Origin of the sequence: Kineococcus xinjiangensis (assembly GCF_002934625.1) — a bacterium.
GTDB lineage: Bacteria > Actinomycetota > Actinomycetes > Actinomycetales > Kineococcaceae > Kineococcus_A > Kineococcus_A xinjiangensis.
Genome location: NZ_PTJD01000006.1, coordinates 18,920 through 40,062 on the forward strand (window position 1 = coordinate 18,920; position 21,143 = coordinate 40,062).

The window sequence follows — 21,143 nt, forward strand, 5'->3', positions numbered from 1 at the left end:
GGACCGGGCGCCGGCCGCGGGACCGGGCGCTCGCCCGGCCCCGCGGTCTCAGCCCCGGCCCCGGCGGGAGCGGGCCAGCAGGACGCCGCCCGCCCCCGCGAGCGCGCCGACGGCACCGGCGGCGGCGAAGCCCGCCCAGCCGCCCGCCGCGTCGATCGCGAAACCCGCCAGGGGGGCCCCGACCGCCGTACCGACCGTGATGGCGCTGCCGTGCCAGCCCATCAGCTGACCGCGGCGCTCCTCCGCCGCCGCGGAGCTGACGGCCTCCACCGTGGCGCTGATCGCGGGCGCGCACAGCAGCCCCGCCCCGAAGAGCGCTGCGCACAGCAGCAGCGGAGTGCCGGCCAGCCCCACCGGCGCCGTCAGCAGCCCCAGCCCGGCGAGCAGCACGGCGGGCGACGCCCCGCGCGGCAGCACCCCGTAGACGAGGCCGCCCACGACCGAGCCGGCCGCCCACAGCGCCAGCGCCGCAGCGATCCAGCCGCTCTCCCCCTGCTCCCTCAGGACCGCCACCAGTGCCACGTCCGTCGCCCCGAGCACCACGGAGACGACCGCCGCGCAGCCCAGACCGAGCGCCAGCGCCAGCGTGGGCGGGACCCCCGGCAGCGGCTCGTGCCCCGGCACCGGTGCGGCCGCCGACACGGCCTCCCCGCCAGCCCCGCCGCCCGCAGCCCCGCCGCCCGCGGCGCCGCGGCGCCGCGCCGCCGCGGCCGCCGTCACCGGCGGGTCCAGCGCCATCAGCAGCAGCCCCGAGAGCACCGAGGCGGCACCCACCGCGAGCAGCGTCGCGCCGGAGGAGGCGCGCACCACGAGCACCGTCGCCAGCGCCGGGCCGAGGACGAAGGACAGCTCCACCCCCACGGAGTCCAGCGCGAAGGCGGTGCGCCGCTGCCCCGCGGGGACGAGCACCGTCAGGGACTGGCGCACCACCGGGAACACCGGCAGCGCCAGCAGCCCGCCCACCGCCGCGGCCACCAGGAGCATCGGGTAGTCCAGCCACGGCGCCACGCCCCACACCGCGCCCTGCGCCAGCACCGACGGCACCAGGGCCCGGCGCAGCCCCACCCGGTCCACGGCGCGGCCCCGCCAGGGCCCGCTGACGGCGGCCCCCACCGTCGCGACCGCCGCGACGAGCGCCGCCTCCCCGTAGCCGCGGCCGAGGGTCTCCACCACGTGCAGGACGAGGACGATGCCGAGCGCCAGCTGCGGCATGCGCGCCAGGACCGCCACCGCCTCCAGCGCGGCCACGCCGGGCAGGGACAGCACCGCCCGGTAGGGAGTCACGACACCGGCGAGGACGCCCCCGCGCGGACCGCGCCGGGCGCGACCGGCGGGGGCACCGGGGCGGTCGTCGAGCACCCGCCGATGCTCCCACGGGGCGCGGCGGCTCCCCTGCGAGCAGGACCCGTCAGCCGGGGGCCCGCCGGGGGTCGCCCGGGGGCCGCGGCGGACGGGTCAGGCCTGGACGAGCCGCAGCTCCAGCGACGAGGCGCGTTCGGCCACGACCCGCGAGGCCGCCAGCCGTTCCCCCGCCTGCGCGGTCACGGCCGAGAGCGCCTCGCGGTCCAGGCCGGGAACCAGGCCCAGCACCAGCCGCAGCTCCGCCCGCTCCCCCGCCTCCACGGCGACCGAGCGCACCGCCGGGAGGTCCGCCACCGCCGCCCTCGCCGCGGAGGCGACCTCCTCGTCGAAGGGCGCCGGCGTCCACGTCCCCTGCCGCGCCAGCGCCTCCACCGCCGGACGCGGCACCACGAAGCGCACCGGGCCCGCCGGGTCCAGCACGAGCGCCTCGCAGCGCTCCTGCACCCCGGACAGGGCCGCGCGGGCCGCCTCCACCGGCACCGGCCGCGCGTCCGCCCGCCAGGCCGCCAGGCGCTCCAGCCCCGTGAACAGCGGCAGGGCGCGGCGGCCGTCGTCGCGGGTCAGCAGGGCCAGCGCCATGTCGGCGCTCTTGTCGCCGGCCGGACCCGCGGCCACGACCTCCGCCTCCCCCAGGACGGCGACGACGGGGGCGAACACCCGCGTGCCCGCGAGGGCGGCCACCACCTCGGCAGCGGCGCGCAGGCGGGCCGCTGCGTCGACGGGGTCGACCGCGGCCCAGCGCGCCAGGGCGGCGTCCACCGCCGGTGCCGGGGAGCCGTCGTCACCGGCGAAGGGGTTCGGCGCCAGGGTGCGGCCGGCCCACGGCACTCCGGCGGAGTCCGCCTGCCGACGCTCGGGCCCGGAGGAGCCGCTCACGCCGGGACGACGGCTTCCACCTCGACCTCGACGAGCATCCGCTCGTCGACGAGCCCGGACACCAGCAGCATGCTGGCCGCCGGGCGGGCGGCGCCGAGGCGCTCACCGTGCGCCAGTCCCACCGCGTCGCAGTGCTCGCGCCCGACGACGTACATGCGGGTGCGCACTGCGTGCTCGAGACCGCTGCCCGCCTCCCGCAGCGCCGCCTCCGCGACGCCGAGGGCGATGAGGGTCTGCCCCCGCGCGTCCCCCACGGCCTGCACCTGACCGTCGACGACGGCGGTGCAACCGCTGACGAGGACGCGCGCCGCCCCGCCCGGCACCAGCACGGCCCGGGAGTAGCCGTAGGCCGCCTCCCACGGTCCTCCCGAGGAGATCCGCCGCACTCCGCTCACGGGCGGCCCGCCACGTCCAGGGCCTCCGGCAGCGTGAACGCCCCGGCGTAGAGGGCCTTGCCGACGATGGCGCCCTCCACGCCGATCCCGACGAGCTCCCGCAGCGCGCGCAGGTCGTCGAGGCTGGAGATGCCGCCGCTGGCGACCACGGGGGCGTCGGTGCGGGCGCAGACCTCCCGCAGCAGGTCGGTGTTCGGCCCGCGCAGCGTGCCGTCCTTGGTGACGTCGGTGACGACGTAGCGGGAGCAGCCGTCGGCGTCGAGCCGGGCGAGGACGTCGAACAGCTCGCCGCCCTCCTTCGTCCAGCCGCGGGCGGCGAGGGTGGTGCCGCGCACGTCGAGGCCGACGGCGATGCGGTCGCCGTGCTCGGCGATGACGCGGCGGGTCCACTCCGGGTCCTCCAGCGCGGCGGTGCCGAGGTTGACGCGGCGGCAGCCGGTGGCCAGGGCGGCCGCGAGGGACTCGTCGTCGCGGATGCCGCCGGACAGCTCCACGGCGATGTCGAGGCGGCCGACGACCTCGGCGAGCAGCACGCGGTTGGAGCCGCGGCCGAAGGCGGCGTCGAGGTCGACGAGGTGCACCCACTCCGCCCCGGCCTCCTGCCAGGCGAGGGCGGCGGCCAGCGGCTCGCCGTAGGAGGTCTCGCTGCCGGCCTCGCCCTGGACGAGGCGCACCGCCTGGCCGTCGGCGACGTCGACGGCCGGCAGCAGCTCCAGCCGGGCGGGGGTCTGCGGGGTGGTGGGCGGTGCGGGCTGGGAAGCGTCGGTCACGGGCGGACAGCCTACGAGGCTCCCGGTGCGGTTCCGACGCCACGCTCGCCCCCGCACCGCGGCACCCCGGTGCGCGGTCCCGCGCCGGGGTGCCGCGCCGCTCAGGCGGAGCGCAGGGAGCGCACCCAGTTGCGCAGCAGTTCCGCGCCGGCGTCGCCGGACTTCTCCGGGTGGAACTGGGTCGCCGACAGTGGCCCGTTCTCCACGGCCGCGACGAACGGCGCGCCGTGCTCCGCCCACGTCACCAGCGGCGGCGTCATCCGTCCGCCGGTGGTGTCGACCATCTCCCAGCGCTGCACGCCGTAGGAGTGCACGAAGTAGAAGCGCTCGTCGGCGATGCCCTCGAAGAGGACGGAACCCGCGGGCGCCTCCACCGTGCTCCAGCCCATGTGCGGCACCACGGGCGCGGGCAGGCGCTCCGCGGTGCCCGGCCACTCCCCCAGCCCCTCCGCGTCGCCCGCCCCGGGCTCCGTCGACGCCTCGAACATCACCTGCAGGCCGACGCAGATGCCCAGCACAGGGCGGCCACCGGCGAGGCGGCGCTCCACGGCCCGGTCGCCGTGCACCTCGCGCAGCGCCCGCGCCACGGCCGCGAACGCACCGACGCCCGGCACGACGAGGCCGTCGGCGTCCATCGCCCGGCGCAGGTCCGCGGTCAGCTCGACGTCGGCCCCGGCCCGCTCCAGCGCCCGCACCGCGGAGCGCACGTTGCCGGAGCCGTAGTCGAGGACGACGACGTCCGGCTTCGAGGCGGTGCTGCTCACAGCGCCCCCTTGGTGCTCGGCACGCCCTGCACCCGCGGGTCGGCCTCCACGGCGTAGCGCAGCGCCCGGGCCAGCGCCTTGAACTGCGCCTCCACGATGTGGTGCGGGTCGCGGCCCGCGAGGACCCGCACGTGCAGGCAGATCTGGGCGTGGAAGGCGAAGCTCTCCAGCAGGTGCCGGGTCATGGAACCGGTGAAGTGCCCGCCGATGAGGTGGTACTCCTGCCCGGGCGGCTCGCCGGTGTGGACGCAGTAGGGACGGCCGGAGACGTCGACCACCACGTGGGCCAGCGCCTCGTCGAGCGGCACGGTGGCGTCGGCGAAGCGGCGGATGCCCGACTTGTCGCCGAGGGCCTGCCGGAACGCCTGCCCGAGGACGATGGCGGTGTCCTCGACGGTGTGGTGGACGTCGATCTCGGTGTCGCCGCTGGCGCGGACCGTCAGGTCCATCAGGGAGTGCTTGCCCAGGGCGGTGAGCATGTGGTCGTAGAACGGCACCGTCGTGGAGATGTCCGTCCGGCCGGTCCCGTCCAGGTCGAGCTCGACCAGCACGGTGGACTCCGACGTGGTCCGCTCCAGGCGCGCGCTGCGCCGCCGGGGGGCGGTGGGGGTGGTGTCCGTGCTCATCGTGCGGGAACCTCCTCGTGGACCTCGTCGAGTGCGTCGCGGAACGCGCGCATCTCCTCCTCCGTGCCGACGCTGACGCGCAGCCACCCCTCCGGGCCCGTCTCGCGGATCAGGACCCCGCGCTCCAGCATTCCCCGCCACACCGCGTGCCGGTCGGCGAAACGGCCGAACAGGACGAAGTTCGCGTCGGACGTCGGAGCGTCGAACCCCTTGCCGCGCAGCCACTCCACGGTCTCGTCGCGGCGGCCGCGCAGTTCGTGCACGCGCCCGAGGAGTTCGGTGGAGTGCCGCAGGGCCGCCCGCGCCACCGCCTGGGTCACGGCGGAGAGGTGGTACGGCAGCCGCACGATGCGCAGGGCGTCCACGAACGCCGGAGCCGCTGCGAGGTAGCCGACCCGCGCCCCGGCCAGGGAGAAGGCCTTGCTCATGGTGCGGCTGACCGCCAGGTGCCCGTGGCGCGGCAGCAGTTCCAGCGCGCTCGGCACCCCGGCGCGGCGGAACTCCGCGTACGCCTCGTCGACGACGACCACCCCGTCGGTGACCGCCTCGGCGACCGCGTCGACCACCTCCAGCGGCAGGGCGGTCCCCGTGGGGTTGTTCGGGCTGGTCAGCAGCACGACGGAGGGCCGGTGCTCGGCGATCATCGCGCGGGCGTGGTCCACGTCCAGGGTGAAGTCGTCCTCGCGGCGGCCCGCGACCCAGCCTGTCAGGGAGTCGCGCGCGTACTCGGGGTACATCGAGTACGTCGGCGCGAAGCTCAGCGCGGTGCGGCCGGGTCCGCCGAAGGCCTGCATCACGTGCAGCATGACCTCGTTGGAGCCGTTGGCGGCCCAGATCTGCTCCGGCCCCAGCTGCACCCCGGACTCCTGCGCCAGGAAGGCGGCGAAGTCCGCGCGCAGGGCGAGGAAGTCGCGGTCGGGGTAGCGGTTGAGCCCGGCGGCGGCCTCCGCGACGGCCGAGGCGATGTCGGCGACGACGGCGGGCGAGGGGGCGTGCGGGTTCTCGTTGACGTTGAGCAGCACGGGCACGTCCAGCTGCGGCGCACCGTAGGGGTGCTCACCGCGGATGCCGTCGCGCAGCGGGAGGTCGTCGAGGGTCGGGGCCCCCGCGGCGTCGCTCGGGAGGCGGGTTGCGGGCTCGGCGGTCACGCCCCGAGTGTCCCAGACGCGCGCGGCGCGACTCAGCCCCGCCGTCGGCTGCGCGCCAGCGACCACGCCGCCCGCCAGCGGGGGCCCTCCCCGCCGTCACGGGTGCCGGGGACCTCGGCGGGGTCCAGCCGGCCCAGCAGCAACCGCTGCACGGCGTCCGGCCAGACCGACAGCAGCAGCCCCGCCTTGGGGTCCTCCTGGCGCCGCCCGCCGCGCCAGCGCTGGGCGGTGACGGCACCGGCGGCGGAGGTGAGCACGACGACGTCCGCGCCCTGCACGAGCGTCGACAGCTTCGCCGCCGCCGCCTCCGCGTCCGCCGGCGCGGCGGGCAGCAGGACGCAGCCGGCGCCCTCGACGGGAACCACCCGCCCGCGCACCCGGGCCAGCGTGCAGACCGCGGAGAGGCGCTCGGCGCCCTCCACCGGCACGACGAGCACCGAGCGGGACGGCTCGGCGGCCTCGCCCCCGCCGGTCACGGGGCGGGGAAGCGGGCCGAGACGGCCTCGCCGTGGGCGGGCAGGTCCTCGGCCTGCGCCAGTGCCAGCACGTGCGGCGCCACCTCGCGCAGGGCGGCCTCGTCGTACTCCACGACGTGGATGCCGCGCAGGAACGTCTGCACGCTCAGCCCGCCGGTGTGGCAGGCGCTGCCGCCGGTGGGGAGGATGTGGTTGGACCCGGCGCAGTAGTCGCCCAGGGAGACCGGCGCGTGCGGGCCGACGAAGACGGCCCCGGCGTTGCGGACCCGCGCCGCGACGTCGCGGGCGTCGGCCGTCTGGATCTCCAGGTGCTCGGCGGCGTAGGCGTTGACGACGGCGAGCCCGGCCTCGACGTCGTCGACCAGCACGATCGCCGACTGCCGGCCGGACAGGGCCGCGCGGATGCGCTCGGAGTGCTTCGTCGCGGCGACGCGCGCCTGCAGCTCCCGCTCCACCGCGGCGGCCAGCGCCTCGGAGGGGGTGACGAGCACCGCCGCGGCGAGGACGTCGTGCTCCGCCTGGCTGATCAGGTCCGCGGCGACGTGGCCGGCGTCGGCGGTGTCGTCGGCGAGCACCGCGATGTCCGTGGGACCGGCCTCCGCGTCGATGCCGACGATGCCCTGCACCAGCCGCTTGGCGGCGGCGACGTAGACGTTGCCCGGGCCGGTGACCACGTCGACGGGGGCGACGACGAGCTCCCCCGCCTCGTCGCGCGCGCCGTGGGCGAACATCGCGATGGCCTGGGCGCCGCCGACGGCGTAGACCTCCGCCACGCCGAGCAGGGCGCAGGCGGCGAGGATCGTCGGGTGCGGCAGGCCGCCGAAGTCGCGCTGCGCGGGGCTGGTCACCGCGATCGACTCGACCCCGGCCTCCTGGGCGGGCACGACGTTCATGACGACGCTGCTCGGGTAGACCGCCAGCCCGCCCGGCACGTACAGCCCGACGCGGCCCACCGGCACCCAGCGCTCCGTGACCGTGCCGCCGGGCACGACCTGCGTCGTGGCGTCCTGGCGGCGCAGACTGCGCTGCACCAGGCGGACCCGGCGGATCGTCTCCTCCAGGGCGGCGCGCACCTGCGGGTCGAGGCCGTCGAGGGCGTCGGCGAGCGCCTGCGCGGGCACCCGCACGGACGCCAGCGCCACACCGTCGAAGCGCTCGGTGTACTCCAGCACCGCCGCCGTGCCGCGCTCGCGGACGGCCTCGCAGATGGGCCGCACCTTCTCGAGGGCCTCGGCGACGTCCAGGTCGGCCCGAGGCACCGCTGCGCGCAGGGTCGCGGGGTCCAGGGGCGCGCCGCGCAGGTCGATGCGGCGGATGGGGGCGGTGGTCACGGCCTCGATGGTACGGGGGCGCGAGCCGGCCGCCGGCTCAGCGGGGGCCCGCGGCCAGCTCGCCGTCGAGCACGGTCACCGCGCGCCCGGCCAGCTCCACCCGCTCCCCCAGCACGCGCACCGCGAGCCGCCCGCCGCGGCGGGAGACCTGGTGGAACTCCAGCTCGGTGCGCCCGAGCCGCTGCGCCCAGAACGGACCCAGGGCGCAGTGGGCGCTGCCGGTGACGGGGTCCTCGGGAACCCCGACGCGCGGGCAGAAGACGCGCGAGACCGCGTCAGGGACGCCCCCGGCGTCGGGGGCGTCCCCGCCCAGGACGACGTCCTCGGCGAGGGGGCGGCGCTCCACCGCGGCCGTGACGATGACGCAGCGGGCGTCGACCGCGGCCAGCGCGGCCGTGTCGGCGGACAGGGCCCGCACGTGCCCCTCGTCGGAGATCCGCACCACGACGTCGATCCCGTTGGACTCCACCTCCTCCGGGTGCACGCCGAGCGCCGCCTCCAGGTGCTCGACGAGCGGGCCGGTCAGCTCCGGGCTCAGCGGGGAGGTGGGCTGCGCGGGGAAGTCGAGCCGCACCGTGCCGTCCGCGGCCACCTGCGCGCGCAGCTCACCGCTGCGGGTGACGAAGGAGTAGGGCCCGGCCACGCCGTCGGAGTGCAGCGCGTGGGCCGTGGCGAGCGTCGCGTGCCCGCACAGGTCGACCTCGGTGGTGGGGGTGAACCAGCGCAGGTCCCAGCGGCCCGGCCCCGTGGGGACCGCGAACGCCGTCTCCGACAGGTTCAGCTCCGCCGCGACGCTGCTCATCCACGCCTGGGGAGCGGGCTCCTCGAGCAGGCAGACGCCCGCAGGGTTGCCGGCGAAGGGCCGGTCGGTGAAGGCGTCGATGATCCGCAGTCGCACGGCCGCCACCCTAGGAGCGCCCGCGGCGGGGCGCAGCGTGGAGGGGCGCAGCGGGGCACTGCAGCCGGCGCCCGGGGCGCGGGCCGGTGGACCGTAGGCTGTCGCGGTGGCCCGGCGACTGCCCCTCTTCCCCCTCGGAACGGTCCTGTTCCCCGGCCTCGTGCTGCCCCTGAACGTCTTCGAGCCGCGCTACCGGGCCCTCGTGGCCGACCTCGTCGCCGACGCGGGCGAGGAACCGCGCGGCTTCGGGGTGGTCGCCGTCCGGGCGGGGCACGAGGTCGGCGAGGGCGGCGTGCACTCCATGCACTCCGTCGGCTGCGTCGCCCAGCTGCGGGAGGTCACCGAGCTGGACGACGGCCGCTACGAGATCATCACCGTCGGCACGTCCCGGTTCCGGGTCACGGCCATCGACGAGGACGCCGGCACCCCGTACCTGACGGCGCTCGTGGAGCCCTACGGGCAGGACCCGGGCGCCGAGGACGAGGACGACCCGGCGGCGCACCTGCTGGCCACCTCGGTGCAGCACCGCTTCGCCCGTTACCGCGACGCCCTCGACATCGGCGGCACGGGGGCGCCCGACGACCCCTCGGTGCTGTCCTACCTCGTGGCCGCGGCGATGGTCCTGCCGACGCAGGAGCGGCAGCGGTTGCTGGAGGAGCCCGACACCTGCAGCCGGCTGCGCTCGGAGCTGGAGCTGCTGCGGCGGGAGCTGGGCATCGTCGAGGCCCTGCACGCGGTCCCGGCGACGGACCTGCCGCAGCTGCCCGACACCTACAACTGACGGCACCCGGAAGCGCCGGGGTGGGGAGAGCGGTCATGGGCAGGAAGGCCGAGAAGGGGGCGACCCCCGCGGTGCGCGCCGCCGCGGCCGCCGGCGTCGGGCACCGGCTGCACGCCTACGAGCACGCCGACGGGGAGACCGACTTCGGGGCCGAGGCCGTCCGCGCCATGGCGGGGCTCGCGGGCGCCCGGCCGGAGCAGATCTTCAAGACCCTGCTGGCGGACCTCGACGGCCGCCTCGTCGTCGCGGTGCTGCCGGTGCCGTGGCGCCTGGACCTGAAGGCGCTCGCCGCGGCGGCGGGTGGCAAGCGCGCCACGATGGCCGATCCGGCGCGCGCCGAGCGCAGCAGCGGCTACGTCGTGGGGGGCATCAGCCCGCTGGGGCAGCGCACCGCTCTGCCCACGGTGCTCGACGCCAGCGCGCTGGAGTGGCCGACGATCTGCGTCAGCGCGGGACGGCGCGGCCTGGAGATCGAGCTGGCGCCCGCCGACCTGGCCCGCGTCACCGCGGCGGTGGTGGCGGAGGTGGGCCGGGACTGACGGGGCGGCCCACCTCAGGCACGCAGGCCCTCGTCGAGCGTCTCGGCGATCTCCGCCAGGAGCGCCAGGCGCTGCTCGACGAGCGCCACGACGTCCGTGGGGCTGTTCAGCAGGCTGCTCCACAGCAGTTCGTCGCCGGTCGCGGTGAGGAACTCCCCGGGACCGAGGCCGCGCCCTCCCGCGGACCGCGGGGGGAGGCCGGCGAGGAACGCGGGGACCGGACCAGAGAGCGCGGCCAGATCGCCCCGGGAGCCGGTGGTCACGCTCCAGTGCGGCGATCCCACCGGCCGGCTCACCTCCAGGGAGAGCACCAGCACGACGTCGTCGCGGAAGCGGACCCCGAGGCGCCCGTGCGGGCCGCGCGGCGAGACGAGCAGGGAGGCGGCCAGGACGGCGCGCAGTCCGCGCCGCCCGGCCACCGCGAGCTCGGTGCCGACCGCGGCCCCCGCGGGGCACTGCGGCACGGGGAAGCGGGAGGCCGGGTCGAGCAGCGGGAGGATCGACCAGGCGTGCTCCCCGGCGAGGTGCCGGAGGGCGCTCAGCCGCTGGTCGCGCCACCTGCGCCACGCGGCGCGGTTCGCGAGCACCGCCACGGGCATCACGCGACCCCGCAGGCGCGGGCGGGAGCCGGCCGACGCCGGGCATCAGCGCGCCTCGAGGGCGCGGCGCGACGCGCGTCGGCCGGAGCACGGGCGACCTCCCGCCTTCCACGCGGCCCGGGTGGGCAGGTGGTGGAGGCGGTCACGGGCGCCTCAGCGCAGGTTGGCTTCGAGCGTGGAGTCCCGCACGTCCACGACCTCGGGCGCCGCAGCGGCCACGGGGGCCGCGGCGCGCGCCAGCAGGGCGCGCCGGCCCTGGGACGGGATGCGGGCGGGCAGCTGCACGCCGGGACGGCAGCGCTCGACGATCAGGGCGGTCAGCACGCGGAAGCCGTCGCGGAAGGTGTTGAGGTTGCTCTCGCCGTGGAGGCGGTCGAACTCGAAGCTGGGCACCTCGCGGATCGCCAGCTTGGCCTTGGCGATCCGGGTGTTGATGAGCGTCTCGATCTCGAAGCCGTCGCCCCAGCGCTTCTCGTCGACACGCTCACCGGAGGCGTCGAGCTCCAGGGCGGGCAGGCAGTCGACCCAGAAGGCGTTGTAGCCGTAGCAGAGGTCGCTGTAGCGGGTCCCGAAGAGGATGTTGGCCGTGGTGTTGAGGAACCAGTTGCCGGCCTTGCGCAGGCGGGTGATGTCGCTGCTGCCGCCGCCGGGGGCGAAGCGGGTGCCCTTGGCGAAGTCGGCACCGGAGGTGAGGGCCGCGACGAACCTGGGGATCTCGCGGGGGTCGGCGGAGCCGTCCGCGTCGAGCATGACGACGATGTCGCCGGTGACGGCGGCGAAGCCGCAGGCCATGGCGTTGCCCTTGCCGCGACGGTTCTGCAGCACGATGCGCACGTCGGGGCGCAGCGCCCGGGCGGTCTCGATGGTGCCGTCACTGCTGCGCCCGTCCACGACCACGACCTCGTGGATGTCCTCGGGGATCAGCGCGAACACGTGCGGCAGGTTCGCCGCCTCGTTGTAGGTCGGAACCACGATGCTGACCCTCGGCGCGGCCGAAGCGGCGCCGGGACCGTCACTGACGTCCACGATGTTGCGTTCGGTCATGCTTCCCCCAGGTGTCGCTGCTGCTCGGCCATCCCCACCCGAGCGCAGCCGGACCCCCAGGTCGGCAGACCTCCCTGCACTCGGTCCAGCAAGACCCGCTCGAGGGTCGCTCACACCGACGTGAGGCCGAGAATGTGTTGGAACCGTAACGGCGGGCGCGGTGATGCGTCAAATGGGTGACGGAGCAATTTCGACCGTTTTGCTTGACGCGACGGCGCGTCTCGTGCTGGCGCGCAGCGCCCCTCGAGGCCGGCGGAGCAGGGTCCCGGAGTCCCCGCCGGGGGCACGGTAGCGGCACCGACCGACCGCCGAGCACGCAGGGTGACCTCGACACTCCTCGGCCGTCACGGCATAGTCCACCCCCGAAGACCGCAGTGAGACGTCCCGGCGACCGCGGGGCGCCATCCCCTCCCGAGAGGTGACATGCCGACGCAGCCCGGAGCGCACCCGGCCACCGCCGACGAGAACGCTCCCGCTCCGGCGTGCAGTGTCGTCATCGCCGCGCACGACGAGGGCCGCTGGCCCCTGCTGGAGCGCGCGGTCCGCTCGGCGCTCGAGCAGGACGGCGTAGCCGTGCAGCTCGTCGTCGCGATCGACAACAACCGCGCCCTCCTCGACCGGGCGCGCGCCGAGCTGGCCGGCGCCACGGTCGTCCTCAACGAGGGTCAGCGGGGAGCCTCCACGACCCGCAACGCCGGGGCCGCGGCGGCCACGGGCGAGTACCTGGCGTTCCTCGACGACGACGCAGCGGCCACCGACGCGACCTGGCTGCGGCGGCTCCTCCAGCCGCTGGTCTCCGACCCGGCGGTCTGCGGCGTCGGCGGCGGGGTGCTGCCGGACTGGCACACCGGCCGCCCGCCGTGGTTCCCCATGGAGTTCGGCTGGGTCGTGGGCGCCTCCTACACGGGGATGCCGGAGTCCGCCGCTCCCGTGCGCAACGTGTGGAGCGAGAACATGGCCGTCCGCTCCGCCGACTTCCGCGCCGTCGGCGGCTTCGACGAGGGCTTCGGGAAGGTCGGCGAGGCCTCGCGCCCCGAGGACACGGAGCTGTGCATGCGCGTGCAGGCCGCCGCGGGGGGCCACTGGCTCTACGCACCGGACGCGCTGGTGGTGCACGCGGTCCCGGCGGAGCGCTCGACCGTCTCCTTCTTCCTGCGGCGCTGCTGGATGGAGGGGATCGGCAAGGCCGGGCTCGCCCGGATCGCCGGTGAGCAGGAGAGCCTCACCGCGGAACGCGCCTACACCACCCGGGTGCTGCCGGCCGGGATGCTCCGCGGCGCCGCGGAGGCGGTGCGCGGGGACCTGTGGGGGCTCGCGCGCTCGGCGCTGATCGTGGCCGGCACGGTCGTGGCGGGCTCGGGCTTCGTGGTGGAGCGCCGGCGGATCGGGCGCCGCTCCACCCGCCGGCCCGCGCTCGCCGCGCGCTGAGGAGGCGACCATGACCGGCACTGAGCTCCCCACCGCCCAGGCCCGCCCCCGGGACGCGTCGCGGGCGGGTCGCCTGATCGGCGTCCCGGCCGCCTTCGAGCCGGCCCGCATCGTCGAGGTCGACGTCTCGCAGCCGCTGCCGGCCGTCGCGGCGGCCGAGGCGGGCGAGCCCCAGCCGGTGTGCGTGGTCGTGCGCCTGTGCGGGCAGCCCGTCGGGATGGTCCTGCTCCCGGGTCCGTGCGCACCGGCCGCGCTGGCGGAGGCCGTCGACGGCGAGCTGCGGCCCGCGCTCGCCGACCTCGCGCCCGCCCACGGCCTCGCGCCGACGGCGCTGACGGCGAGCGGGCTCCCCCACCCGTCCTGTCCCGTGCGGGACCACCGCGAGGCGGTGCGTGGCAGCGGGCCCCGGATCACGGTCGTCGTCTGCACCCGCGAGCGGCCGGAGTCGCTGCAGCGGTGCCTCGACAGCATCGCGGCGCTCGACTACCACGACCTGGAGATCCTGGTCGTGGACAACGCCCCGCGCACCGAGGCGACGCGCGAGCTGTGCGCCGCCGCCGCGCGCTCCGTCCCGCTGCGGTACGTGCGGGAACCCGCTGCGGGCCTCTCCCGCGCCCGGAACACGGCGATCCGCGAGGCCTCCGGGGAGGTCATCGCCTTCCTCGACGACGACGAGCGCGCGGACCCGGACTGGCTGGTGGCCCTCGCCGCCGAGTTCCAGGACCCCCGGGTGGGTGTCGTCTCGGGGCTGGTGCTCCCCGCGGAGCTCCAGACGCAGGCGCAGGCCATGTTCGAGACGTTCGGCGGCCACAGCAAGGGCCGCGGCTTCGCCCGCGACGTCTTCGACGAGGACTACCAGCGCCGGGTCCAGTCACCGCTCTACCCGCGCCCCGCGTTCGGCGTCGGCGCGAACATGGCCTTCCGGGTGGGGGCCCTGCACGCGATCGACGGGTTCGACCCCCACCTCGGCGCGGGCTCCCCCACGAAGGGCGCCGAGGACACCGCCGCCATCACCGAGGTCATGCTGGCCGGCTGGACCGCCGTGTACGCCCCCGACGCCGTCACGTGGCACTACCACCGCCGTGACGACAACGCGCTGCACGAGCAGCTGGACGGGTACCAGCGCGGGCTGGGCGCCTTCTACGTCTCCCTGCTGCGGCGCAGGCCCTCCAGAGCGCTGGCCATGCTGAAGCTGCCGCTGCTCGCCTTCGCCGACACCCGGTCGGCATCCGCCGCCGGCGCATCCACGGGGGCCGACGCACCCGCGGGAGCGGCCGACGCCGCAGCCGCCGGGGCGCCCGACGCCGCGCGCTCGCCGACGTCACCGGCGAGCCTGCTGCAGATCGCCCGCGGTGCGGGGATCTACCTGCGCGCCGCCGCGCGCGAGCCGCGGGGCCCTCGGCTGGTCAGCGCTGCAGGCTCTCGATCCGCACCGAGTCGACGTAGACGCTGACCTGCGAGGGGGTCGAGTCCGCGACGGGACGGAACCAGGTCGTGCCCTTGACCCAGGGTTCCGTCTGCAGCGCCAGGCGCATGGGCTGGCCGGGCACCCGGGCGTCGGCGACCGTGGCCCAGACCCGGCCGTCGATCAGGTACTTGATCTGACCGGGGGTCCACTCCACCGCGTAGTCGTGCCACTGGGTGGAGTCGATCGCCGTCTCGTGGTGCACCCTCTTGCCGTCCGCGAAGTGCGCGGTGGACGACATCATCCGGCGGTCGGCGCCGTTGTCCTCGGCGAAGTCGATCTCCGGCGGCCACCTGTTGTCGCCGGGCCAGAGCAGGGCGACCATCGTCACGCCCTGACCGCGCTCCGCCCGCGCCCGCACGGTCCAGCGCCCGTAGGCCAGGGTGGTGCGCTGCCCGACCCCCGCGCCGCGCCAGATCCCGTCCGGCCCCTTCCGCGAGGTCAGGACGAGAGCGCCGTCCGCGATCCGCACCGCCGTGGAGTCGAACTCCGCGCCGGACGCCTTCGAGACACCGCCGTAGCGCCACCACAGGCGGTCGTCGAACCTGCCGCCGAAGTCCTCCACGAGGACGGGGCGCCACCTGTGCGCTGACGCCACCGCAGATGTCCGCTTCTTCCTCGTGGCGAGCTTGCGGACGGGAAGGTCCGCGGCCGCCTGGGGCACCGCGGTCGTGCGCGCGGGGACGGGCGCCGCGGCGGCGCTCACCCAGCTCGCCGACGCGAGCAGGAGCGACAGCGCGGCAGCGGCCGCGGCGCGCCGGGTGAAGGAGGTGTGCACGCACCCCCATCGACGACCCCCGGAGGCCTCTTGAGGATCATGGTGTCCGGCCCGCCCGGACGGAGCAGCCCGGCCGGGACGTCGTCACCGTGCGTTGCGCAGGGCGACCAGGCGGCCCACCCGCTGGACTCCGAACATGGCGACCGACAGGGCTGCGACCGACGCGTCGACCTGCCGCCGGCGCACCGCCTGCGCCGTCTGCGCGAGCGTGGCCAGCGCCCCGCCGCGCGGCGCGGCCGCCCCGGCGACGGGCGCGGCGGCGGCAGGCCCCACCATGTGGCCCGCGGGCTCCGCCCCGTACCGGTCGAGCTCCACGGACGACTTGCCGTAGCGGTACCACTGCTCGACGAGGTCGCGGAGGCGGTCCCGCGGCTGCCAGTGGACCAGCGTGCGCCTGTCGATGCCCAACCGGCCGAGGCCGGCCTGCTGGATCCGCCAGCACAGGTCGGCGTCCCCGCCGCTGCGCACGGGACGGAATCCACCGACCTCGCGGAACGCCGAGGCCAGCACCCCGAGGTTGCACGTCGGGTAGTACGGCAGCCGGCTGCCGCCGGTGGTGGCCTCCAGGCGGAACGGCTGCTGGTGGGCGGCGACGCGGCTGGCCAGCGACCGGCCGCCGACCGCCTCCACCACGGAGCAGCTGAGCGCGGTGCCGGGCTCGGCGAGCAGACGCCGGTGCGCGTCCAGCCAGCCGGGCAGGGGCCTGCAGCGGACGTCGAGGAAGACGAGGTGGTCGGCGGTCGACGCGGTGGCCGCCTCCTGCCGCGCCGCGTACGGGCCCCGCGGCTGCGCCGAGGAGAGCACGCGCGCACCGGCGCGGCGGGCGACCTCCGCGGTGTCGTCGGTGCTGGCGTCGTCGACCACGACGATCGAGTCGCCCCCGGCCAGCTGGGGGCGGACCCGCTCGAGGCAGGCCCCGAGGAGCCCGGCGGCATTGCGGACGGGGATGATCACGTCGATGGACCGGTCGGTCACTGGTCGTGTCCTCCTAGCGGGCGCGACGGGCACGGACGAACGAGACGACGTCCCGGACGTCACTGGGACGCGGGACGACCATGCGGAGCACGGACAGCCCGAAGAGGTGCCGGGCGAAGAGCAGGCACAGGACGGACATGACCGCGTAGGTCACGCAGCTCACCACCGCGGCGCCGACCCCGCCGAAGACCGGGACGAGCACGAAGATGAGCGCCACGTTGATCACGCAGGCGATCGCCAGGGCCGCGCTGCGCAGGCCGGGCCGGTTGCGCGCCAGGAGGATGGCGCCGAGCGTCGAGCCCGGGGTGTTGAGCACCGCGGCCAGGAGCAGCAGCTGCAGCATCGGGGTCGCCTCCGCGAACTCCTCCCCGAACGCCAGGCGCACCAGGTAGGGCGCCACCAGCGCCAGTCCGGCGGAGACGCACGCCGTGGCCAGCAGGGTCAGCCGCGCCGCCTGCTCGGCCCGCCGGTCGTCGCGGTCCTTGGCGTCGGCCGCCGTGATGACCTCGCGGGTGGCGGAGCTGACGACGAAGGGGATCTCCCCGATGGCGACGGCGGCGGCGTACAGCCCGAGCTCGCGGGCACCGACCAGCGGCGCCATGAGCACCTGGTCGATCCGGGCCACGATGATCCCGCTGAGCCCACCCGCCCACGTCTTGGTCCCGTACCTGAGGAGCAGCCCCGAGGCGTTGGGGGTCGGGGCCGTCGACGGCTCGGCCCGCAGGCGGCGGAGGAAGCGGACGTAGACGAGGCCGCCCAGGATCGGGCACCCCAGATAGACGGCGGTGGCGACGGGCAGGGTCAGGACACCGCTCAGGGCGAAGACGACGACCAGGACCAGCCGCGCGCCGTTGTTGAGGTACTTCTCGCCGTTGACGAGACCCCACCGGTTGCGCCCCGCCGCCACCCCGCGGATGGCACCGACGGCCAGCGCGCCGGGCAGGGACAGACCGCCGTAGGCGATCAGCTGCGTGACCTCCGGCTCGCCGCTGCTGATGACGGGGGCGAGGAGGAACAGCAGCCCGGCCATCAGCACGCCGATGCCGATCGACATCATCACCACCTGCCGCAGCGCCACCCGGGTGTGCATGCGGGCGCTGGCGACGAAGTAGGTGGCCGCCTCCGGAAGCCCCACGGTCGCGGCGAGGGTCAGCAGGAGGGTGGGGGCGGTGATGGCCGCGAACTCGCCGCGCCCGGTGACGCCGAGCGCCTGGGCGAGGACGGGTGCGGTGATGATGCCGATGAGCGGGCTCGCCAGGTTGCCGGCGACCGTCCCCGCGACGTCCCGCATGAAGGAGCGGGGACGCGGCGCCTCGGGGGCCTGCGCCGGCGCCTCCGCGGGCTCCCCGTCGCGCTCGCCGCCGTGCTGAGCCGTGCCCGTCACGAGCGCAGGACCTGCCAGACCGATGCGCCGTCCTGCCGGAAGACGAGGCGCAGGCCCGGCTGCTGGTCGAGCTCCCGCTGCAGCGCGTAGAAGCGCTCCGGCTGCATCGCGCCGAAGTACTCCAGGTAGCCCGCCTGGCTGGGCGTGGCCACGAGGTACGGGTTGCCCTCCTGGGTCCGCAGGTACTCGACGACGGCGGCCGCGTCGGGGCTGCTCTGGAACTCCTCGGACACGAACGCGGTCGGGCTCGTCTCCGACTGGAGGGGGTAGTCGAGGTAGCGCTCGTCGATGCGGCTCGGGGAGTTGGGGGCCAGGCCGATCATCTCGGTGCCCGGGGCCGCGTTGGCGTAGAACCACTCGGCCGCCGCGACGTCGGCGGGCACCACCCGGTTCACCCGCTCCTGGCCCAGGTACGCGGGCAGGAAGAGCGCCGTCAGCACGGCCGCCCCCGCCACCGTCGCGACGGGGCGCAGGCCGGCACCGAGGCGCTCGAGGCCGGCGACGGCGGCCCGGGCCACGGAGAAGGCGAGGAACGGCAGCGCGTACAGGTAGGTGCGGAGCTGGCCCTCGCCGCCGTAGTCCTGCGCCAGGAGCACGAGCGCCGGGGCGAAGGCACCGACGAGCGCGATCCGCGACGCCACGGAGCGCCGGCCGGTGAGCAGGGCCCAGCCGCCGCCCACCGCGAACATGCCGAAGTAGAGGACGTAGACGGTGGCCCGGCGGAAGACCACCCCCTCCATCGGCTCGTAGCGCGAGAGCACGTCCGCGGAGGAGCCGTCGAGCGGGTTGAAGCTGAACAGCGAGTACGGGCTCTGCGCGAGGTATGGCCACGCGAGCGCGAGCCAGGCCACCTCCAGGACCGCGAAGGCGACGACCAGCCACCACGCCCGCCAGCGCAGGAGCGCGGTCAGGACGAAGAGGACGAGCAGGACGACCACCGGCGTGAGCTGGTGCGTCGTCATCGTGCCGATCCAGATCAGCGCGGCACCGGCGGCGAGCAGCGCCCGCTCGCGGCCGGAGCTGCTGCTGTCGCGGTGGAGGGCCCCGCCCGCGCGGTGGGCGCGGACCAGGACCGCGATGAGCACGATGCCGAGGAAGAAGGCGAGCGGCTGCGGCGCGAAGTAGTCCTGCCCCACCCAGATCGTCAGCGCGAAGACGAGCGTGGCCAGCCGGACGGTGCGGGCGTCGCGGGTCAGCGACCGCGCCAGGTACCACACCGCCGACGCGTTGAGGATCTCGAAGAAGGGCGGTGCCCAGCGGGCCGCGGTGCGGACGTCGAGCGAGGCCGCGGACGTGAACCACTCGGCCGCCGCGAAGAATCCGGGCCAGTTGTAGTAGATGTCGCGCAGGCGGGGCAGTTCGTTCGCGGCGCGGATGTACTCCACGACGCCGATGTGCTTGAACGTCCAGGTGTAGCGCGGCATGTCGTACGCGACGGCGGGCGTCGCGTGCAGGATGAGGACGATGCCCGCGATCGCGGCCCAGAAGGCCCCGCGGTGCCTCGCCGGGTGCAGGGCGGTCACCGCCGCGACGGCGACGCAGATCGCCAGGGCGACGTACCAGAGGAGCGGCACCGCGGCGAGGAGGCCGTAGCCGTTGAGCCGGTCCAGGTCCACGCCGCCGAGGGACAGCGCCCACAGGGCGAGCGCAACGGCCACGCCCACCGCGCCTGCCCACGTCGTCCACCGCGCCGTCGGGCCACCGCGGCCGTCGGCGGCGGCACCGGCCCCGCCGGGTGCGGGACGGACCTCGCGCGGCGGGGCGCCGTCGTGGTGCGCGGTGTCGAGGTGGGGGGCGTCGTGGTGCGCGGCGCCGCCCACGCCGACCGCCTGGCGGGCCGCCACCGGGCGCAGGGCGGCGTGGTCACCGTGCGGCGCCTCCCCTGCCGCGTCCGGCGAGGGGCGGCGCAGGAGGACGGCCGCAGCGGCGGCCAGGGCCGTCCCGAGGGTGATCGCCGCGGGTGCGTCCAGGCCGAGCGCGATGGCCAGCTGGGACAGCGCGGCGAGCCCGGCCAGCCCGAGCGCGGCGTTGACCGCTCCGGGGAGGAGGTGGTCGTTGCGGCCGCCCGCGACGTAGCGCACGGCGGCGCCGAGCAGCCACGCCCAGAACGCCGCGACGGCGACCGCCCGCAGGGGCGCTGGGGCTGGCAGGACCAGCGAGAGGGCGACCAGGCCGAGAGCGGTCGCCACGGCGAGGCGCGGCCACGAGCTGGGGGTCATCGGTCAAGGCTCCCGTCATGCTGTCGCCCGGACAGCAGGGTGCAGTCCCGGCGCCCAGGGTCAGCGTGCTGACCTCGGGCCCGGGCTGCGCTGCCGGGCTGCCGGTCCACGGACCGGGCCTGCTCGTTCTGTGGGCTCGTCGACTGCGGTGAAGCGGCCCCGATTGTGGCACGAGCCCGGCGCCCGGCCCGAAGGCCCATGATCGTGTCGAGGCGCCGGGCCACCGCCGAGACCGCGTGGCACCGTCGCTACGGTCCGCAACACCCGCGCTCCGTTCGGGTGAAGCTGTTCGAGCGAGGCCGACTCCCCCACCGTCCCCCGAGAGCACGAATCACGCTCGCCGATCACGAAACGGCCTCCCCGGGTCCCGTCGAACCGGTCCACAAGCCGTCCGGGGGGCGGTTCTCCGGCGGGTACGCTCGCGTCCATGCTGAACGGCCTCATCTGCGTCATCGCCGCCTACGGGGAGGTGCCGATGACGCAGAGCGTCGTGCGCGCGTGCTCGCTGGAGCTGGCGCCCGGCCACACGGTCGTCGTCGACAACAAGGGCGACTACGAGGCCATCGGCGACGAAGTCGTCCTGTCCCGCGGGCAGAAGCTCGGCTGGCTGGGCGGATCGAACGTCGGGATGGCGCACGCCTTCGAGGTGCTGCACGCGTCGGCCGTCGTCCTGATGAACAACGACGTCACGCTCTCCCGCGGCTTCTTCGCCGGCATGGCAGCCGCCGCCGCCAGCTCCGAGCAGGTCGGGGTGGTCGCCCCCTGCTACGACGACAGCTTCAAGAGCCAGCACCGGTACTGGACGGGCCCGGCGGCGCGGTTCCCCGCCCAGCAGCGCGACGAGGAGGTCCGCCTCGTCGACGGGACGAGCATGCTCATCACCCGGCGCTGCCACGAGCTGGTCGGGCCGCTCGACGCGCTGCACTTCGGCCGCTACGGCTGGGGCGCGACAGCCGACTACTGCGCCCGGACCTCCGCGGTCGGCCTGAAGGTCCTCGTGACCCGCAGGGCGTACCTGAACCACGCGCGGGCCGTGACGGCGGGTGCGCTGTCCAACCGCTACTACAGCGACGCCGAGGCGGAGATGGAAGCCGGGCTCTGCGCGAAGTACGGCCCGGACTGGCGCCACAGCCTCGGCTACGGGCGCGACGGGTCCGGAACGGGCACGCTGCTCGACAGGGCCTACTACGCCGTCCGCCGCCTGAGCAGGCGGTGCTGAGCGGATGCCGGAGGCACCGCGGGGACAGACGCCGGCGCGCTCGGGCGAGGAGGACGACGAGCAGCG

General features: G+C 76.0%; 21 protein-coding genes. 5 read left to right on the forward strand and 16 right to left on the reverse strand.

The window, feature by feature from the left end; all coding sequences use genetic code 11:
• Window positions 1-48: 48 nt before the first annotated feature.
• The 10 genes from CLV92_RS09540 to CLV92_RS09585 form a co-directional block, all read right to left on the reverse strand.
• Complete coding sequence (locus CLV92_RS09540; RefSeq protein ID WP_425433570.1) at window positions 49-1,284, reverse strand: MFS transporter; 1,236 nt, start codon at window positions 1,282-1,284, stop codon at window positions 49-51.
• A 171-nt stretch (window positions 1,285-1,455) separates the two neighbouring features.
• Complete coding sequence (locus CLV92_RS09545) at window positions 1,456-2,238, reverse strand: SseB family protein (protein WP_211291016.1); 783 nt, start codon at window positions 2,236-2,238, stop codon at window positions 1,456-1,458.
• Window positions 2,235-2,633 carry a Rid family hydrolase gene (locus tag CLV92_RS09550; RefSeq protein ID WP_104432599.1) on the reverse strand — a complete coding sequence of 133 codons (399 nt, stop codon included), beginning with the start codon at window positions 2,631-2,633 and terminating at the stop codon, window positions 2,235-2,237. The genes CLV92_RS09545 and CLV92_RS09550 overlap by 4 nt, the downstream gene beginning before the upstream one ends.
• The gene (gene priA / locus CLV92_RS09555; RefSeq protein ID WP_104432600.1) at window positions 2,630-3,403 is read right to left on the reverse strand and encodes a bifunctional 1-(5-phosphoribosyl)-5-((5-phosphoribosylamino)methylideneamino)imidazole-4-carboxamide isomerase/phosphoribosylanthranilate isomerase PriA; all 774 of its coding nucleotides are present in this window, start codon (window positions 3,401-3,403) and stop codon (window positions 2,630-2,632) included. The genes CLV92_RS09550 and priA overlap by 4 nt, the downstream gene beginning before the upstream one ends.
• A 101-nt stretch (window positions 3,404-3,504) precedes the next feature.
• Window positions 3,505-4,167 carry an imidazole glycerol phosphate synthase subunit HisH gene (gene hisH / locus CLV92_RS09560; RefSeq protein ID WP_104432601.1) on the reverse strand — a complete coding sequence of 221 codons (663 nt, stop codon included), beginning with the start codon at window positions 4,165-4,167 and terminating at the stop codon, window positions 3,505-3,507.
• Window positions 4,164-4,793 (reverse strand): imidazoleglycerol-phosphate dehydratase HisB, encoded by a 630-nt coding sequence (hisB, locus tag CLV92_RS09565; RefSeq protein ID WP_104432602.1) that lies wholly within the window; start codon window positions 4,791-4,793, stop codon window positions 4,164-4,166. The genes hisH and hisB overlap by 4 nt, the downstream gene beginning before the upstream one ends.
• Window positions 4,790-5,941, reverse strand: a complete 1,152-nt coding sequence (locus CLV92_RS09570) for a histidinol-phosphate transaminase (protein WP_104432792.1) — start codon at window positions 5,939-5,941, stop codon at window positions 4,790-4,792. Before CLV92_RS09570 ends, hisB begins: the two co-directional genes overlap by 4 nt.
• Before the next feature lie 32 nt (window positions 5,942-5,973).
• Window positions 5,974-6,417: a hypothetical protein gene (locus CLV92_RS09575; RefSeq protein ID WP_104432603.1), complete on the reverse strand. Its 444-nt coding sequence runs from the start codon at window positions 6,415-6,417 to the stop codon at window positions 5,974-5,976.
• Complete coding sequence (gene hisD / locus CLV92_RS09580) at window positions 6,414-7,748, reverse strand: histidinol dehydrogenase (protein WP_104432604.1); 1,335 nt, start codon at window positions 7,746-7,748, stop codon at window positions 6,414-6,416. Before hisD ends, CLV92_RS09575 begins: the two co-directional genes overlap by 4 nt.
• A 37-nt stretch (window positions 7,749-7,785) precedes the next feature.
• On the reverse strand, window positions 7,786-8,646 hold the full coding sequence (locus tag CLV92_RS09585) for a PhzF family phenazine biosynthesis protein (RefSeq protein WP_104432605.1): 861 nt from the start codon (window positions 8,644-8,646) through the stop codon (window positions 7,786-7,788).
• 106 nt (window positions 8,647-8,752) lie between these two features.
• On the opposite strand from CLV92_RS09585, the gene CLV92_RS09590 reads away from it, so the two are divergent.
• A complete protein-coding gene (locus CLV92_RS09590) occupies window positions 8,753-9,427 on the forward strand; it encodes an LON peptidase substrate-binding domain-containing protein (RefSeq protein WP_104432606.1) in 675 nt (224 codons plus the stop codon).
• Between the two features lie 35 nt (window positions 9,428-9,462).
• Window positions 9,463-9,966, forward strand: a complete 504-nt coding sequence (gene ybaK, locus CLV92_RS09595; RefSeq protein WP_104432607.1) for a Cys-tRNA(Pro) deacylase — start codon at window positions 9,463-9,465, stop codon at window positions 9,964-9,966.
• A 14-nt stretch (window positions 9,967-9,980) separates the two neighbouring features.
• Here the strand turns inward: ybaK and CLV92_RS09600 are convergent, their stop codons facing one another.
• Window positions 9,981-10,559: a hypothetical protein gene (locus CLV92_RS09600; protein ID WP_146099477.1), complete on the reverse strand. Its 579-nt coding sequence runs from the start codon at window positions 10,557-10,559 to the stop codon at window positions 9,981-9,983.
• A 159-nt stretch (window positions 10,560-10,718) separates the two neighbouring features.
• Window positions 10,719-11,609, reverse strand: coding sequence for a glycosyltransferase family 2 protein (locus tag CLV92_RS09605; RefSeq protein WP_104432609.1), 891 nt, complete (start codon window positions 11,607-11,609; stop codon window positions 10,719-10,721).
• Window positions 11,610-12,032: 423 nt separating this feature from the next.
• On the opposite strand from CLV92_RS09605, the gene CLV92_RS09610 reads away from it, so the two are divergent.
• Together CLV92_RS09610 and CLV92_RS09615 are read left to right on the forward strand one after the other, a co-directional pair.
• Window positions 12,033-13,037 carry a glycosyltransferase family 2 protein gene (locus CLV92_RS09610; RefSeq protein WP_104432610.1) on the forward strand — a complete coding sequence of 335 codons (1,005 nt, stop codon included), beginning with the start codon at window positions 12,033-12,035 and terminating at the stop codon, window positions 13,035-13,037.
• Window positions 13,038-13,047: 10 nt separating this feature from the next.
• Window positions 13,048-14,490, forward strand: a complete 1,443-nt coding sequence (locus CLV92_RS09615) for a glycosyltransferase family 2 protein (protein WP_104432611.1) — start codon at window positions 13,048-13,050, stop codon at window positions 14,488-14,490.
• Here CLV92_RS09615 and CLV92_RS09620 read toward each other — a convergent pair.
• The 4 genes from CLV92_RS09620 to CLV92_RS09635 form a co-directional block, all read right to left on the reverse strand.
• Window positions 14,444-15,280 carry a glycoside hydrolase family 16 protein gene (locus tag CLV92_RS09620; RefSeq protein ID WP_104432612.1) on the reverse strand — a complete coding sequence of 279 codons (837 nt, stop codon included), beginning with the start codon at window positions 15,278-15,280 and terminating at the stop codon, window positions 14,444-14,446. The genes CLV92_RS09615 and CLV92_RS09620 overlap by 47 nt on opposite strands.
• A gap of 84 nt (window positions 15,281-15,364) precedes the next feature.
• The gene (locus tag CLV92_RS09625) at window positions 15,365-16,255 is read right to left on the reverse strand and encodes a glycosyltransferase family 2 protein (RefSeq protein WP_158257182.1); all 891 of its coding nucleotides are present in this window, start codon (window positions 16,253-16,255) and stop codon (window positions 15,365-15,367) included.
• A gap of 13 nt (window positions 16,256-16,268) precedes the next feature.
• On the reverse strand, window positions 16,269-17,639 hold the full coding sequence (locus tag CLV92_RS09630) for a flippase (RefSeq protein ID WP_104432614.1): 1,371 nt from the start codon (window positions 17,637-17,639) through the stop codon (window positions 16,269-16,271).
• Complete coding sequence (locus CLV92_RS09635; protein ID WP_104432615.1) at window positions 17,636-19,858, reverse strand: hypothetical protein; 2,223 nt, start codon at window positions 19,856-19,858, stop codon at window positions 17,636-17,638. Before CLV92_RS09635 ends, CLV92_RS09630 begins: the two co-directional genes overlap by 4 nt.
• A gap of 427 nt (window positions 19,859-20,285) precedes the next feature.
• On the opposite strand from CLV92_RS09635, the gene CLV92_RS09640 reads away from it, so the two are divergent.
• Complete coding sequence (locus tag CLV92_RS09640) at window positions 20,286-21,077, forward strand: glycosyltransferase family protein (RefSeq protein WP_104432616.1); 792 nt, start codon at window positions 20,286-20,288, stop codon at window positions 21,075-21,077.
• Window positions 21,078-21,143 lie beyond the last annotated feature (66 nt).